The 14,189-nt window shown below is 72.7% G+C and carries 12 protein-coding genes; 5 read left to right on the top strand and 7 right to left on the bottom strand.

What is annotated here, in order from left to right; translation table 11 throughout:
• Positions 1-35: 35 nt before the first annotated feature.
• The 3 genes from AB0I77_RS42405 to AB0I77_RS42395 are packed head-to-tail and all read right to left on the bottom strand — an operon-like array spanning position 36 to position 2,608.
• On the bottom strand, positions 36-1,178 hold the full coding sequence (locus AB0I77_RS42405) for an acyl-CoA dehydrogenase family protein (protein WP_363288198.1): 1,143 nt from the start codon (positions 1,176-1,178) through the stop codon (positions 36-38).
• A 43-nt stretch (positions 1,179-1,221) separates the two neighbouring features.
• Positions 1,222-2,184 carry a DUF2156 domain-containing protein gene (locus AB0I77_RS42400; RefSeq protein ID WP_363288197.1) on the bottom strand — a complete coding sequence of 321 codons (963 nt, stop codon included), beginning with the start codon at positions 2,182-2,184 and terminating at the stop codon, positions 1,222-1,224.
• Positions 2,168-2,608, bottom strand: a complete 441-nt coding sequence (locus AB0I77_RS42395; protein WP_363288196.1) for a hypothetical protein — start codon at positions 2,606-2,608, stop codon at positions 2,168-2,170. The genes AB0I77_RS42400 and AB0I77_RS42395 overlap by 17 nt, the downstream gene beginning before the upstream one ends.
• Positions 2,609-2,703: 95 nt before the next feature.
• Here AB0I77_RS42395 and AB0I77_RS42390 point away from each other — a divergent pair, with 95 nt between their 5' ends.
• The 4 genes from AB0I77_RS42390 (at position 2,704) to AB0I77_RS42375 (ending at position 9,386) form a co-directional block, all read left to right on the top strand.
• Positions 2,704-4,149, top strand: coding sequence for a PLP-dependent aminotransferase family protein (locus tag AB0I77_RS42390; protein ID WP_363288195.1), 1,446 nt, complete (start codon positions 2,704-2,706; stop codon positions 4,147-4,149).
• A gap of 159 nt (positions 4,150-4,308) precedes the next feature.
• Entirely contained in the window at positions 4,309-5,883 is a 1,575-nt protein-coding gene (locus AB0I77_RS42385) for an alkaline phosphatase D family protein (protein WP_363288194.1), read from the top strand.
• 202 nt (positions 5,884-6,085) lie between these two features.
• Positions 6,086-7,540, top strand: a complete 1,455-nt coding sequence (locus tag AB0I77_RS42380; protein WP_363288193.1) for a GNAT family N-acetyltransferase — start codon at positions 6,086-6,088, stop codon at positions 7,538-7,540.
• Positions 7,541-7,694: 154 nt separating this feature from the next.
• Positions 7,695-9,386 carry a DUF885 domain-containing protein gene (locus AB0I77_RS42375; RefSeq protein WP_363288192.1) on the top strand — a complete coding sequence of 564 codons (1,692 nt, stop codon included), beginning with the start codon at positions 7,695-7,697 and terminating at the stop codon, positions 9,384-9,386.
• A 15-nt stretch (positions 9,387-9,401) separates the two neighbouring features.
• Here AB0I77_RS42375 and AB0I77_RS42370 read toward each other — a convergent pair whose 3' ends face one another.
• The 3 genes from AB0I77_RS42370 to AB0I77_RS42360 are packed head-to-tail and all read right to left on the bottom strand — an operon-like array spanning position 9,402 to position 11,344.
• Entirely contained in the window at positions 9,402-10,247 is an 846-nt protein-coding gene (locus AB0I77_RS42370; protein WP_363288191.1) for an SDR family oxidoreductase, read from the bottom strand.
• A 55-nt stretch (positions 10,248-10,302) separates the two neighbouring features.
• Positions 10,303-10,818: an immunity 21 family protein gene (locus AB0I77_RS42365; RefSeq protein WP_363288190.1), complete on the bottom strand. Its 516-nt coding sequence runs from the start codon at positions 10,816-10,818 to the stop codon at positions 10,303-10,305.
• A gap of 43 nt (positions 10,819-10,861) precedes the next feature.
• On the bottom strand, positions 10,862-11,344 hold the full coding sequence (locus tag AB0I77_RS42360; RefSeq protein WP_363288189.1) for a rhodanese-like domain-containing protein: 483 nt from the start codon (positions 11,342-11,344) through the stop codon (positions 10,862-10,864).
• A gap of 159 nt (positions 11,345-11,503) precedes the next feature.
• Between AB0I77_RS42360 and AB0I77_RS42355 the strand changes: the two genes are divergently transcribed.
• Complete coding sequence (locus AB0I77_RS42355; RefSeq protein ID WP_363288188.1) at positions 11,504-11,950, top strand: Lrp/AsnC family transcriptional regulator; 447 nt, start codon at positions 11,504-11,506, stop codon at positions 11,948-11,950.
• A gap of 2 nt (positions 11,951-11,952) precedes the next feature.
• Here AB0I77_RS42355 and AB0I77_RS42350 read toward each other — a convergent pair.
• On the bottom strand, positions 11,953-14,189 hold a 2,237-nt coding region (locus tag AB0I77_RS42350; RefSeq protein WP_363288187.1), incomplete at its 5' end, for an SbcC/MukB-like Walker B domain-containing protein.

Below are 14,189 nucleotides of genomic sequence, written 5' to 3'. Positions count from 1 at the left end.
CGACGGCATGACACCGTCCGGCGATGGCGTGACGGTCAGGCGATGGCGAGCGGCTGGTCGGCCAGGTAGCCGGAGAAGGGGCCGGTCATCCGGGTCCGGGACGGCGGGTGCAGTGACAGGCCGTTGGCGCAGGCGGCCAGGTGGCCGATCTCGTCGGAGGTCATGAAGTTGAGTCCGCCGAGCAGTTCGACCGCGCGCGGGACGACGCGGGCGAGGGTGTCCTGGACGCCGTAGCGGATGAAGAGCGACTGGGCGAGTGCGGATTCGCCGAGGTCGCCGTCGTCCACGCGCCGGGCGATGCCCTCGGCGGCGGCCATCGCGGCCTCGGTCTCGATGTACAGGCGCACTCGCTCGTGCTCGGGGATCCGGTCGTTGAGCAGCACGCGTTCCACCAGGGCGCTCGCGGCGCCGAGGTAACTGCCCGTCATGAGCGCCTGGAACCAGATCAGTCCGGCGGTCTGGAGTTCGTCGAGCCGCTGCCCGGCGGGTGCCGCGGTGCGCAGCAGGAGTTCCGGCGGAACGAGCACGTCGGTGAGCGTGACCTGTTCGCTCTCCGCGCCGGCCAGGAAGGCGCTGGACCAGAAGCCGGTGACGCTCAGTCCCTCGCTCTCGGCGGGCACCAGGGCCACCGCGAGTTCGTCGCCCTGGCCGTCCTCGCGGGGGACCAGGACGCTGGCGGTCAGCACGTCCATGGAGCGGGCCAGGCTGCACGGGCGTTTGACGCCGTTGATCCGTACGCCGTCCTCGGTGACCGTGGCGGTCATGGACGGTTCCAGGATGCCGGCGCCGCTGCGTCCCTCGGCGAAGCCGGAGGCGATGACGCGGTTGGTCGACGCCACGCCTTCGATCAGCATCCATTCCAGGCCGTCGGCCTCGCCGCCGAGGTGGCCGAGGCCGACCAGGGTGGCCATGGAGAAGTGGTGCATGGTGGTCGCCACGGCGAGGGACGGCGAGCGGCTGCCGATGGCCCGCTGCACCCGCAGCGCGTCCAGCGCGGTGGCGCCCCGGCCCTGGTGGGATTCGGGGACCAGGAGGCCCGGGCCGCCGCTGTCCCGGAAGTGCCCGATACCGGGGCTGCCAGGCCGCTCCAGCTCCATGAGCGGTGTCTCGCGGAGCGCGGGGTCGAGATCCGGCAGGAGCTTGGCCAGTGTGGTGCGTTCACGTTCGAGGAATCTCATGGACGTGGGGTCCTCCGGGGTGGGATGAGTGAGCGCTGCTCGGTCATACGGCGTTGGTGGCGCGCAGCAGCTGCCAGACGGCACCGATGCGGGGCTTGCCCAGGAAGGCGATGTACTCCGGGAGGACCGCGTGCGGGGCCCATTTCTCCTTGTATTCGAGCTGGGAGGCGGCGGGGTAGATGGCCTTCCCGCGCTCCGCCAGCAGCCGGGCGAAGCGGGCGAACCCGCGGCTGGCGCCGGGGACTTCGTGTTCCTCGCCGAGCCCGGTGAACGGGGTGAACCCGAAGTGGAGCCATCCGGCGCCGTCGGCGACGAAGCGTTCCATGACGGTGGCGTTGAGGGCCTCCATCACGCCGGGCGGCGCGTCGGGCCGTCGCCTGCTGAGGTCGTGCAGCCACCCGGGCCGGCTGCCGTAGACCGGTGAGTAGTTGATGTAGCCGACCGCTTCGCCCTCGATGCGGCCGACGAACAGCCGGCGGTGCTTTTGCAGGGGCCCGGTCCGCTGGCCGACGAGGAATCGCAACTCCTTGACGTGCCTGCCCTTGTCCCGCAGCCAGGTGTCGTCCAGTCTGTCCAGTTCGGAGCAGTCGTCGTCGTGCTGGACTTCGGCCACCTCCAGGCCCGCCCGCCGGGCCCGCGAGATCTTGTTCCGCAGCCGCACGAACCGGGAGCCTCGCAGGGTGAAACGGGCCAGGTCGACGGCGTACGACGCTCCGATCTGGTTGACCGTGAAGCCGTGCCGCGCGTACAACTCGGCGTCCGCGCGCTGGAGTTGCACCGCGACCAGGCGGGGCCCGGCCTCGGCGACGAAGGACTCAAGCAGCCGCGCCCGGTGTTCCGGTGCGGTGAACGGCCCGCCGAACTGGAGGATGTGACGTCCTGACCTGCGATAGGCGCAGGCGCCCTCGAAACGGTCGTCGCGGAAGTATTCGTTCCCACTGTTCAGGGCGAGAAAAGAGCTGGGATTGTCACTGTGGTCGGCGAGCGTGTCAAGCACGGACGGCATGCGCACCCTCCAGGGAATCGCTTGGATTGCTCGGCTCGAAAGGGACACTGAAGGGTTTCAGGGAGTTCCCGAAGAGCGCCCGGTCGCCCATGAGATGGATGGGAAGAGCGAGCAGGGCCCATTCCGGCCGGACGAACAACGCCCACGCTCCGGCCAGTGCGCCCGCCGTGACCAGGCTGTGCATCGTGTTGTAGGCCACGTAGTAGCCCCGGGCGATCCGCCCGTCACGGCTGCGCCGGAAGGCGAACGCCCCGGGGAGGTAGCCGATGACGTCGATCACCGCGAACAGGGCGATGAACACACCCCAGCGAATTTCCGAAAGATGCTGGAAGGCGAGCACGAGTGAAACGACCAGAATGGCCAGCCATTCAAGTCGGCAGAGCGCGAAGGTAGTTTTCGTCTCGAATCTGTTCTTGGCGTCCACGGGCGCTCCTTTCACTTCTGGTTACGCGGCAGCCGGGGTGACCCCTCGCAAGAGCGGAGGATGGCCGTGGCCCGGTGCGTCTAAGGTCCCCTTGCATGACGTCATCACCGACCGGCTCCGGGACCGCCGCCGCGTGGGAGTTGCTCCTGCCCGCCGCGTCGGCGCCGGCACGCGCGCGTGGTCGCTCCCTCCAGGCGGCGCTGCGGGAGGCGGTCCGCTCGGGGCGGCTCGCGGCGGGCACGCGGCTGCCGTCGAGCCGGGACCTGGCGGCCGACCTCGGAGTGTCGCGGGGCCTGGTCACGGAGGCGTACGAGCAGCTGACGGCGGAGGGTTACCTGCGCAGCGGGCGGGGGTCCGGGACCTGGGTGAGCGACGCCGTGCGGGCCGCGCGCCCCCGCGCGCGTGATCTCGCCCCGCGCTCCCTGGGCGCCCGGGCCGAATTCGTTCCAGGATCGCCGGACCTGTCGCTGTTCCCGCGCGCCGCGTGGGCCGCCGCGCAGCGCGGGGTGCTGGCGGAACTGCCGCATCAGGGCCTGGGTTACCCCGATCCGCGCGGACTGCCCCGGCTGCGCACCGCGCTGGCCGAACTGCTCGCGCGCCGCCGGGGCGTGGTCGCGGACCCGGAGCGGATCGTGGTACTGGCCGGGGTGACCCAGGCGACCGCACTGCTCGGATTCGTGCTGCACGCGCGCGGGGTGCGCTCCGTCGGCGTCGAGGATCCCGGCAGCCCGCAGCACGCCGAGCTGTACGCCTCGGCCGGTGTCACCACGGTGCCGCTGCCCCTGGACGACGAGGGACTCGCCGTCGGCCCGCTGCGCTCCTCGAACGTACGGGCCGTCGTGACGACGCCCGCGCACCAGTTCCCCACCGGGGTCGCGTACTCCGCGCGGCGCCGCGCCGAACTCCTCGACTGGGCACGGTCCGTGGACGGGCTCGTCCTGGAGGACGACTACGACGGCGACTTCCGCTACGACCGCGCCCCCGTGGGCGCGCTCCAGGGGCTCGACCCCGAACACGTGGCGTACACGGGCTCGGTCAGCAAGTCCCTCGCGCCGGGGCTGCGGCTGGGCTGGCTGCTGGTCCCGGAGTCGCTCGTCGACGAGGTCGTCGCCCGCAAACGGACCCTCGACCTCGGCCATCCCACGCTCGACCAGGCGCTGTTCGCCCGGTTCCTGGAGCGCGGCGACTACGACCGCCAGCTGCGCCGCTGCCAGCGCGCCTACCGGGAACGCCGGGACGCGCTCGTGGCCGCCCTGGACGAGCACTTCCCCGGCTCCGAGGTGTCCGGGATCGCCGCGGGCCTGCATGTCATCGCGGCGCTGCCGGAGCGCTACGGCCCACAGGAGCGGTTCCTCTCGGAGGTGGCCGCGGCCGGAGTGACCGTACGCCCGCTGACGGCCTACACGCACGCGCGTGCCGAGCCCGACGACAGGGAGCGGGGAGACAAGAAGGGTGTGCGGCTGGTTCTGGGTTACGCGCACCTCGCGCCGGCGCGGATCCGGGCGGGCGTGCGGATGATGGCCGAGGCGGTCGCCGGCTGAGGGGCACGGTACGCATTCGCGCCTTTCGCGTCCCCGAATCGCACACGGGTTCCCGGGTGCGGGCGGTCAGTTGTTCACTTGTGGTTTCCGTGGGCGCTGCGGTGCCCCAGTAGTTGTGGCACTGCACACCGGCCGGATCCCGTCCCTGGAGGCCTCTCCATGTCACACCGTCCGTTCCCCGGGCGCCGCAGCGTCCTGCGCGGTTCCCTGGCCGCCTCGGCGGCCCTGACCCTGCCCACCGCCCTCGGCGCCGCGCCGGCCTTCGCCCTGTCCGGGCGTCCCAAGGCGGGCTGGGGCGTGCAGACGGGCGACGTGACCTCCGACTCCGGGCTGGTGTGGATACGGTCCGACCGTCCGGCCCGGATGATCGTCGAGACGTCCGCGACCGAGTCGTTCCGCAACCCGCGCAGATGGCATGGCCCGCTGCTCGGCGCGGACACGGACTTCACGGGCACGACAGCGCTGCGCGGGCTGCCGTCGGGCGAGCAGATCCACTACCGCGTGCTGCTCGCCGACCCGGACGACCCGCGCCGCACCGGCGAACCGGTCACCGGCACCTTCCGCACGGCCTCCGGCAAACGGCGCGACGGCGTACGGTTCGTCTGGTCGGGCGATCTGGCCGGGCAGGGCTGGGGCATCAACCCCGAGCTGGGCGGCTACCGGATCTACGACGCGATGGCGGGGCTCGACCCCGACTTCTTCCTGTGCAGCGGCGACAACATCTACGCCGACGGCCCGCTCGCCGAGACCGCGCCCCTGCCCGGCGGGCGGACCTGGCGCAACATCACCACGCAGGAGAAGGCGAAGGTCGCCGAGACGCTGACGGAGTTCCGCGGCAACTTCCGCTACAACCTGCTGGACGAGAACCTGCGGGCCTTCAACGCCCAGGTCCCCTCGATCATCCAGTGGGACGACCATGAGGTCACCAACAACTGGTTCCCCGGTGAGATCCTCGCCGACAGCCGGTACACCGAGAAGAACGTCGACGTCCTCGCCGCCCGCGCCCGGCAGGCGTTCTCGGAGTACTTCCCGATCTCGACGCTGCGCCGTCCCGACGGCCGGGTCTACCGGGTGCAGAACTACGGCCCGCTCCTCGACGTCTTCGCCCTGGACATGCGCACGTATCGCAACGCGAACTCGCCGGACGACCAGACCGCCGACGCGCAGGGCATCCTCGGCCGCGAGCAGCTGGAGTGGCTCAAGCGCGAGCTGGGCCGTTCCCGGGCGGTGTGGAAGGTGATCGCCTCCGACATGCCGCTCGGCCTGGTCGTGCCGGACGCCACGGACGGCAAGCCGAACATCGAGGCGGTCGCGCAGGGCGACCCCGGGGCCCCGCTCGGCCGCGAGCTCCAGATCGCCGAGCTGCTCCGGTTCGTCAAGCACCGGCGGATCACCGGCACGGTGTGGCTGACGGCCGACGTCCACTACACCTCGGCCCAGCACTACGACCCGTCGCGGGCCGCGTTCAAGGACTTCGCGCCGTTCTGGGAGTTCGTCTCGGGGCCGCTCAACGCGGGCGCCTTCCCGGCGAACACGCTGGACGGCACTTTCGGCCCGGACCGCGTCTTCGTCAAGGCGCCCACCGTGGCCAACGTCTCGCCCGCCGACGGCTACCAGTTCTTCGGCGAGGTCGACATCGACGGCGACAGCGGGGAGTTGACGGTACGGCTGCGCGAGCAGGACGGGACCGTGCTGTTCACACAGGTGTTGCAGCCGGGACGGGTCGGCCAGTAGGTCCCGTACCCTCGTAGGACGCTCCGCGCACCGGCGTCATCTCCCGGTGCGCGGCGCGCCTGCGGGCACTTTGTGGCAGCCGCCGCTGCTGTTTGTGGCAGTCGCCGCTGTTAAAAGAACAACAAAAGACACAGAATCACACTTTACCGATCAGTCACAGAGCGTTCGTGATCACGCAACACCGTTCCTTCACAGTGGACGCATGACTCGAAAAGTATCTGATGTGACACGTGTGAAGCACGGTCGCCCCGTCCACCACTGGCGCCGCGACGCGGTCGAACTCGCCGCCCTCTTCACGGCCGTCGCGGTGGCGGACGCCGTGGCGAACCTGGTCGGGCACGGCCCCGAGGGCCCGGCGCTGCTGGTGGTCTCGGCGATCGCCCTGATCGCCACGGCCGGGTTCCACACCTGGTGGGCACACCGCCACGGTCACGCACCACCGGCGGGCGATACCGATGCCCGGCCGCCGTCCGAGGGACAGCAGGCCGGGCCGTCCGACCGGTCGCCGACGGCACCGGCCGCCGCGGCCGGGGAGAGCACCCTGTGGCGCATGCGGACGACGGTGAAGGACGAACCCGGTTCGCTGGCCGCCCTGTGCGCGGCCCTCGCCGGACGGCAGGTCGACATCCTGAGCCTCCAGACGCATCCCCTGGCCGACGGCACGGTGGACGAGTTCCTGCTGCGCGCTCCCGCCGGGCTCGCGGCCGGCGAGGTCACGCGGGCGGTCGCGCTGGCCGGCGGTTTCGACACCTGGATCGAGCGTGCGGACGCCCACGATCTGGTGGACGCGCCGACCCGGGTCCTCGGCCTGGCCGCCCGCACCGCGCTGGACGCGGCGGAACTCCCGCTGGCGCTGCGGCAGTTGCTCGGCCGGTGCACCATCCGTTCGCTGCCCGCCGCGCGGGCGGCCGGTGGCGGCCGGGAGCCGCAGGCCGTGCCGGTGGAAGGGGTGCTGGAGGACACCGTGATGCGGCTGCGGGCGCCGGAAGGCGGAGTGATCACCGTGGAGCGGCCGTATCTGCCGTTCACCCCGACGGAGTTCGCGCGGGCGCGGGCGCTGGTGGAGCTGGACGCGCGGCTCGGTCCGCGGGTGCCGCGCAGCCAGGACGTGCTGACGCTGCCCGAGGGCAACGCGATCACCGTGCGCCGGGCCGACACCGACGACCTGGACGCCGCGACGGCGATGCACGAGCGGTGCTCGGCACGGACGCTCGGCATGCGCTACCACGGACCGGTCGGTGACGCGAACCGCTACCTGAGCCACCTGCTCAGCCCGCGCTTCGGCCGGACGCTCGCCGTGCAGACGCCCTCCGGGCGCATCGTCGGGCTCGGTCATCTTTTGTGGGACGGGGACGAGACGGAGGTCGCGCTACTCGTCGAGGACGCCTGGCAGCGGCGCGGCATCGGCGGCGAACTCCTGGGCCGGCTGGTCGCGATGGCGGTCGAGGCCGGCTGCGAGAGCGTGTACGCCGTGACGCAGTCGTCCAACACCGGCATGGTCGCCGCGATGCGCGGACTCGGGCTCCCCCTCGACTACCAGATCGAAGAGGGCACCCTGGTGATCACGGCCCGCCTGGACGCGGCCTCGGTCGCCTCGGGATGGCCGTACGAGGAGTCCCGGGAGCGGGAGTTCGGGGAGCGGATCGTGCGGGACTAGAGCACCGGCGCTTACCACGACACCACGAACGGCCCGGCGGACCTCGCCGGGCCGTTTCCCCTTGTCGCCCCCCTGCTGCCCCCTGTCGCCGCCTGCTACGCCCTCGGCGCAATCCGGGTGACGTGCGGCGACCCCTCGTACGAGGATGGTCCGCATGTCGCAGACCAAGAGCCCGCTGCCCCGCGAGGTCGCCGACGCCTACGTCGACGAGCTCATCGCCCTCGATCCGGTCACCGGTACCTATCTCGGCGTGAAGGAGAGTTCGAGCAGGTTGCCCGACCTCTCGCCCGCGGGCCAGGCGGCGCTCGCGGACCTTCACCGTTCCACGCTCGCCCGGCTCGACGAGGCCGAGCGCCGGCCCGGCGCGGACAGTGACATCGAGCGCCGGTGCGCACGCCTGCTGCGCGAGCGGCTCACCGCGGAACTCGCCGTGCACGAGGCCGACGAGGGCCTGCGCTCGGTGGGCAACATGGCCACGCCCGCGCACTCGGTGCGCGAGGTCTTCACCGTCACGCCGACCGAGTCGGACGAGGACTGGGCGCAGGTGGCCGAGCGGCTGCGCGCGGTGCCGGCCGCCTTTGCGGGCTACCGCGAGTCCCTCGCGCTCGGTCTGGAGCGCGAGCTGTACGCGAGCCCGCGCCCGACGGCCACCTTCGTCGAGCAGCTCACCGAGTGGGCGGACACGGACGGCAAGGGACGTGGCTGGTTCGAGGACTTCGCGTCGGCCGGACCCGAGTCGCTGCGCCCGGAGCTCGACGAGGCAGCCCGCGCGGCGACCGCGGCCGTCGCCGCACTGCGGGACTGGATGCGGGAGGTGTACGCGCCGGCGATCGAGGGCGCGCCGAACACGGTGGGCCGTGAGCGCTACGCCCGCTGGTCGCGCTACTTCAACGGTACGGACCTCGACCTGGACGAGGCGTACGCCTACGGCTGGGCCGAGTACCACCGGCTGCTGGCCGAGATGAAGAAGGAGGCGGAGAAGGTTCTTGCGGGCGCCGAGACGCCGTGGGTGGCGCTCGCGCACCTGGACGAGCACGGCAAGCACATCGAGGGTGTCGACGAGGTCCGCGACTGGCTCCAGGGTCTGATGGACCAGGCCATCGAGACGCTCGACGGCACCCACTTCGAACTCGCCGAGCGGGTGAGGAAGGTGGAGTCGCGGATCGCCCCGCCCGGTGGTGCGGCGGCGCCGTACTACACGCAGCCGTCCGAAGACTTCTCGCGGCCGGGCCGCACCTGGCTGCCGACGATGGGCCAGACCCGCTTCCCGGTCTACGACCTCGTCTCGACCTGGTACCACGAGGGCGTGCCGGGTCATCACCTCCAGCTCGCGCAGTGGACGCACGTGGCCAAGGACCTCTCCCGCTACCAGGCCTCGATCGGCATGGTCAGCGCCAACGTCGAGGGCTGGGCGCTGTACGCGGAGCGGCTGATGGACGAGCTGGGCTTCCTCACGGACGCGGAGCAGCGGCTCGGCTACCTCGACGCGCAGATGATGCGGGCCGCCCGGGTCATCGTCGACATCGGCATGCACCTGGAGCTGGAGATCCCGGCGGACTCCCCCTTCCACCCGGGCGAGCGGTGGACCCCGGAGCTGGCCCAGGAGTTCTTCGGCGCGCACAGCAGCCGTCCGGCGGACTTCGTGGAGAGCGAGCTGACCCGCTATCTGACGATTCCCGGGCAGGCGATCGGCTACAAGCTGGGCGAACGGGCCTGGCTGCTCGGCCGTGAGAAGGCGCGCGAGCGGCACGGCGACGCCTTCGACCTCAAGGCCTGGCACATGGCCGCCCTGTCCCAGGGCTCCCTGGGCCTGGACGACCTGGTGGACGAGCTGTCGCAGCTGTAGCTCTTCTTGTGAGGGTCAGCGCCGGAAGCCGCCCTCCGAGTCGATCACGTTGCCGGTGACCCAGCCCGCCTCGTCCGTCGCCAGCCAGGCGATGAGACGGGCGGGGTCGTCGGGCATGCCCCACCGGCCGCCCGGGAACATCGCGGCGACGGTGTCGTACGCCTCGCCGGTCAGGTAATCCGTGTCCACCGGGCCGGGGTTGACGGTGTTCACCGTGACCGCGTGCTCGGCGAGCGTGGTCGCCAGGGAGCGGGTGATGGAGGCGAGGGCGCCCTTCTGGAGTGCGTACGCCATCTCGCCGGGCATGCCGGCGCCGTGGTCCTGACCGGAGGTCATCATCACCACCCGGCCGCCCGGGATACGCGCCGGCAGCCCGGCCCGCAGCCGGGCGTAGGCCTGCACGAGCAGCAGCACCGAGCGGGTGTCGATCGCCCAGTGGGCGTCGAGCATCGCGGCGTCGATCGTGTCCAGGGTGCCGTCGAAGCCGCTGAGGGCGTGGTTGGCGACGAGGATGTCGAGCCGTCCGCCGAGCTCCGAGGCGGCGGTGGCGATCAGCTCGGCGGGCGCGGCCGGGTCGGACAGGTCACCCGGACCCGCGACGACCCGGGCGTCCGGATCGCCGAGCGCCGCGCGCACGGAGGCCATCACCTCCTCGGGCCGGTCGGCGCCCCAGGGCATCTCCTCGTCGTGCGGGACATGGTGATGCAGATAGACGCTCGCCCCGTACGCGGCGAGCCGCCGCGCCACCGCATGCCCGATGCCGGCCCGCCGGCTGGCTCCGGTGACCAGGGCGGTACGGCCGCGCAGGGGCAGGGGGTCGCGGCGCAGTTCTTCGGGGCTGGGGTGGGGGAATCGAGGCATGCCGACGATGATGGGCCGCGCCCGGGCGAGGGCGCACGGGATTTTCGCCGTCGGGTCAGGTCGGCAGTTGGCGTAGCTGCACGAGGCCGAGCCAGGTCTCGGGGCCGGGCCGCACGTGGGCGGCGCGGACGGCGTACCGGCCGGGTTCCAGTTCGACCCTGACGTGGTCGGTGCGGGCGGAGTCGGGGCCGGGCCAGGCCGCGTCGAACAGCAGCACCGTGCCGGGGACGTTCCAGCGCACCTCCGGCTCCCACACCGCCGCGTCCAGCGCCGACGGCACCTGCGCGAGCAGCGCGGCCTCGGAGTCGGCCGCGGACCAGCGTACGAAGGTGGCGTGGTCCGGCAGATACGTGGTGGAGGCGGGCTCGTCGCCGAACACCAGGGCCGCGCTGTCCCCGACGGGCAGCAGCCCGATGAACCCCTCGACCTCGCACGCCCGGTCGTAGTCGGACGCGGTCTCGTCGCCGTCGGCTCCCGCCCAGAACGGCAGGACCGTCTCCGGCACCGCTATGAGCGGCCCACCGCCCGACTCGACCCAGTCCACCGTGCCCGGCTCCTCGTATCGCACCATGCGCCAGAACCTACACGCACAGGAGGCCCACTGGTTTCCCGCCTCAGCAGCCGCAGTCCTCCGCGTCCACCGGCGCGGTCAGCCGGTCGGCGGGTCGGCGCTCGCGGCCTTCCCAGGTCTCGAACTCGAAGCCCTCGCGCGCCCAGTACTCGAAACCGCCGAGCATCTCCTTGACCGGGTAGCCGAGTTCGGCGAGGGCGAGGGCGGCGCGGGTCGCTCCGTTGCAGCCGGGGCCCCAGCAATACGTCACGACCGGCACCGACTTGTCGAGGAGTTGCTCGGCCCGCTCGGGGATCAGCGCGGTGGGGAGGTGGACGGCGCCCGGGATGTGGCCCTGGTCCCAGGACTCGGTGGAGCGGGAGTCGAGGACGACGAAGCCGGGGTCGCCGCCGGCCGCGAGCGCGGCGGCTACGTCGGACACGTCGGCGTGGAAGGCGAGACTGGCACGGAAGTAGGCGGCTGCCGCGCCGGGGGCCGCCGGGGCGACGCGCAGGACGGGGTTGGCGGCGGTCGTGGTGACGCTCATGGTCTGGCCTTCCTCAGCTGTTCAGCTTTGTTCTGCTTGTTTGTTCTGCTTGTTTGTTCTGCTTGGCCAGAAATCTACGAGCGGTGGTCCCCGTCCCAGAAGGGGCGATCCCCGGCCCTCCCCTTGCTTCGCCGGGGATTCCCCTGCTATCCCTCGGGCATGACCGCGTATTCCCCGGACGCCACGGACTGGCGCATCCTCGACGTCCTCCAGCGGGAGGGCCGGGCGAGTTTCGCCGAGCTCGCCCGGGCCGTCGCCATGTCAGCGAGCGCGGTCACCGAGCGGGTGCGGCGGCTGGAGGAGGCGGGCGTCATCCAGGGGTACGCGGCCGTCGTGGATCCGGAGCGGCTCGGGCTGCCGATCCTGGCGTTCGTCCGCCTGCGCTATCCCAACGGCAACTACAAGCCCTTCCACGATCTGGTCGCCGTGACGCCCGAGATCCTGGAGGCACACCATGTGACGGGCGACGACTGCTTCGTCATCAAGGTCGCGGTCCGCTCCATGCGCCATCTGGAAGAGGTGTCGGGCAAGATCGGCACGCTGGGCTCGGTCACCACCAGCGTCGTCTACTCCTCCCCGCTCCCGCGCCGCCCGCTGGGCCACTGACCTCACCCGACACCGCGCTGTCGCAGCACCGACCCCGAACGCCCCTTCACTACCTCCAACTGCGCGTGGATCCGCCGCCGTAGATCGGGGACATGGCTGACGATGCCGACGCTGCGGTCCCGCTCGCGCAGGGAGTCGAGGACGTCGAGGACCTCGTCCAGGGTCTGCTCGTCGAGGCTGCCGAAGCCCTCGTCGATGAAGAGGGTGTCCAGCCGGACCCCGCCGGCCTCGTCCGTGACGACGTCCGCGAGGCCGAGGGCGAGGGCGAGCGAGGCGAAGAAGGTCTCGCCGCCGGACAGCGTCGCCGTGTCACGCTCCCGGCCGGTCCAGGCGTCTACGACATGCAGCCCGAGACCGCTGCGACCGCGCCCGCTGCGGTCGGCGGAGTGGACGAGGGTGTACCGGCCCGACGACATGCGCTGAAGCCGTACGGTCGCGGCGGCGGCGACCTGCTCCAGCCGGGCCGCCAGCACATACGACTCCAGGCGCATCTTGCGTTCGTTGTCCGCGGAGGTGCCCGCGGCGAGGCCGGCCAGGCGGGCCACGCGGTCGTACTCCTCGCGCAGCGGCGCCAGCCGCCGTACGCCCTCGGCCGCCCGCCCGGACAGCCGGTCCAGTTCGGCGCAGCGCCGGGCGGCGGCGTCGCGGGCGGAGGCGGCGTCGCGCAGCCGCTGGGCCGCGGCAGCGGCGGCGCCTTCCGCGGAGGTGAGGTCGGCGGGCGGCTGCTGGGCGGCGGCAGCGGTGTCCTCCTCGCCGAGGACGGCGCGTAGTACGGCGGCCTCCTCGGCCTGCCAGGCGTCCAGCCGCCGTTGCAGCTCGCGGTGGGCCGCGTCGTCGAGGAGTGCGGAGGCCGCAGACTGCGGGGTGTCGAAGCCGGCGCGGAAGGCGGCGTCGGCGAGGCGGGCGTCGGCGTCCTTGAGGCGCTGGGCGGTGTCCTCAGCCACGCGCGCGGTGTCGGCGGCGTCGGTGAGCCGTGCGGCCAGCCGCTCCAGTTGCGCGGCCCGCGCGGCCACACTGTCGGCGGCGCCGCGCGCCTTGGTCAGCTCCGCTTCCAGCGCGGCCTTCTCACGGTCCAGCCGCTCCCGGTTGCCGACCCGGGAGGCGGCCCTGACCGCCGCCTGCTGCCGGGCCGCGGTGCGCTGCTCGTGTTCGCCCTCGGCCCGGCGCAGCTCCTCGTGCGCGGGGTGCAGCACGGAGGCGTCCCGGCGTGCCCGCGCGTACCGCCGCTCCAACTCCTCGGCGGCTTCCGCGAGTTGTGCGGTGGGTGTGTCGCCGGCCTCGGCGGTGGCGGCGGCCAGGGCCTCCCGTACGACGCCGAGCCGCCGTTCGTCCTCGGCGCGCCGGTCGTCGGCGTGCTGGTAGGCGGCGAGGGCGCGTTCCTCCGCCTCGCGGTCGACGTGCCCGGCGACCTTGCGGGCGGGGGCGGGGTGTTCGGTGGCTCCGCAGACGGCGCACGGCTCGCCGTCGGTGAGGTGCGCGGCCAGCTCGGCGGCGATGCCGTTCAGGCGCTGTTCCTTGAGGTCGAGCCAGTGCGCGCGGGCCTCCACGGCGCGTTCGGCGGAGGCGAGGGCCCGCTGCTGCGCATCGTCCGTGTCGACCGCGAACTGGTCGCGCTGCCGGGCCGCCTGGAGCCGCCGCTGGGCGGGTTCGCGCTGCACGGCGAGTTGTTCGGCCCGGGTGGCGGCTTCCTGAGCGGACTCGATACGGCTCTGTAGTGCGGCCCGCGTCCCCTCCCACCCGGCGAGCCAGGCCTCCGCCTCCAGCCGGACGTCCTCGTCGGCCCGCTCCTGCCGGTCGAGCTCGACGCGCTCCTCGTCCAGTCCGGCCAGCCGCCGCTCGGCCCGGCGCGCCGACTCCAGCCCGCCCAGCTCCTCGGCGGCCCGGCGCGCGGCGGCGGCGAGTCCGGCGGCACCGGCGTCGGCGAAGATGCTCCGCGGCGGGGCGAGGGCGTGCGCGTAGGCACCCGCTTCGGTGCAGGCACCCGCTGGCTGGGAACCCTCGGGGCTGTGGGTGACGGCACCGTCCGGCCGGGGACCTGCGGGGGTGTCGGCGAAGGCACCGTCCGGCCAGGGGCCTGCGGGGCTGTCGGCGAAGGCACCGTCCAGCCAGGGGCCTGCGGGGCTGTCGGCGAAGGCACCGTCCAGCCAGGGGCCTGCGGGGCTGTCGGCGAAGGCACCGTCCAGCCAGGGGCCTGCGGGGCTGTCGGCGAAGGCACCGTCCAGCCAGGGGCCTGCGGGGC

It is taken from the genome of Streptomyces sp. NPDC050619 (assembly GCF_040654815.1).
In the GTDB taxonomy this organism is placed as follows: Bacteria; Actinomycetota; Actinomycetes; order Streptomycetales; family Streptomycetaceae; genus Streptomyces.
The sequence above is the reverse complement of the archived record's forward strand: the minus strand, read 5'-3'. Positions and strand labels throughout refer to the sequence as shown.

Coding starts and splice junctions, on each gene's coding strand:
- AB0I77_RS42375 (WP_363288192.1), top strand. CDS start 7,695: ATGTCGCAGACCAAGAGCCCGCTGCCCCGCGAGGTCGCCGACGCCTAC.
- AB0I77_RS42390 (WP_363288195.1), top strand. CDS start 2,704: ATGACGTCATCACCGACCGGCTCCGGGACCGCCGCCGCGTGGGAGTTG.
- AB0I77_RS42365 (WP_363288190.1), bottom strand. CDS start 10,818: ATGGTGCGATACGAGGAGCCGGGCACGGTGGACTGGGTCGAGTCGGGC.
- AB0I77_RS42380 (WP_363288193.1), top strand. CDS start 6,086: ATGACTCGAAAAGTATCTGATGTGACACGTGTGAAGCACGGTCGCCCC.
- AB0I77_RS42400 (WP_363288197.1), bottom strand. CDS start 2,184: ATGCCGTCCGTGCTTGACACGCTCGCCGACCACAGTGACAATCCCAGC.
- AB0I77_RS42385 (WP_363288194.1), top strand. CDS start 4,309: ATGTCACACCGTCCGTTCCCCGGGCGCCGCAGCGTCCTGCGCGGTTCC.
- AB0I77_RS42370 (WP_363288191.1), bottom strand. CDS start 10,247: ATGCCTCGATTCCCCCACCCCAGCCCCGAAGAACTGCGCCGCGACCCC.
- AB0I77_RS42405 (WP_363288198.1), bottom strand. CDS start 1,178: ATGAGATTCCTCGAACGTGAACGCACCACACTGGCCAAGCTCCTGCCG.
- AB0I77_RS42355 (WP_363288188.1), top strand. CDS start 11,504: ATGACCGCGTATTCCCCGGACGCCACGGACTGGCGCATCCTCGACGTC.
- AB0I77_RS42360 (WP_363288189.1), bottom strand. CDS start 11,344: ATGAGCGTCACCACGACCGCCGCCAACCCCGTCCTGCGCGTCGCCCCG.